The 464-nt window shown below is 53.9% G+C and carries 1 protein-coding gene; it reads right to left on the minus strand.

The window, feature by feature from the left end; all coding sequences use genetic code 11:
* The coding region (locus ACTHUG_RS11440) for a class I tRNA ligase family protein (RefSeq protein WP_440422291.1) at positions 1-464 on the minus strand (464 nt) is incomplete at both ends.

A 464-nucleotide genomic window follows, 5' to 3' on the forward strand; every position in this document is an offset into this window, starting at 1 on the left:
GGTGAAGCGCAATGCGTCCTCCCCCATGCTCGGAATGCCTTCGGGTAGGAGTTTTTTGGTGGCTTCTTCCACTTTCGGCGCGGTTTCGGATTGGCGCAGGCCGGTGGTACGTTTCACCAGCAGTTTTTCCAAGTCGATGCCGTCGATCAAATCCACAGGGTCTATGACATTGCCTTCGGATTTGGACATTTTTTTGCCTTCGTGGTCGCGCACGATGCCGTGGATGTACACTTCTTTAAACGGTACTTTAACGGTGAAGTGGGTGGTCATCATAATCATGCGCGCCACCCAGAAGAAGATGATTTCGTCGCCGGTGACCAAGCCATTGGACGGCCGGAAGGCTTTGAGTTCGTCGGTTTCAGACGGCCATCCGAGTGTGGAGAACGGCACGAGTGCGGAGGAGAAACATGTATCCAGTACGTCTTCTTCGCGGGTCAAACCGGTTTTGCCGGCTTGTTTTTCGG

Source organism: Neisseria sp. P0022.S009 (genome assembly GCF_051956675.1).
Taxonomy (GTDB): Bacteria; Pseudomonadota; Gammaproteobacteria; order Burkholderiales; family Neisseriaceae; genus Neisseria.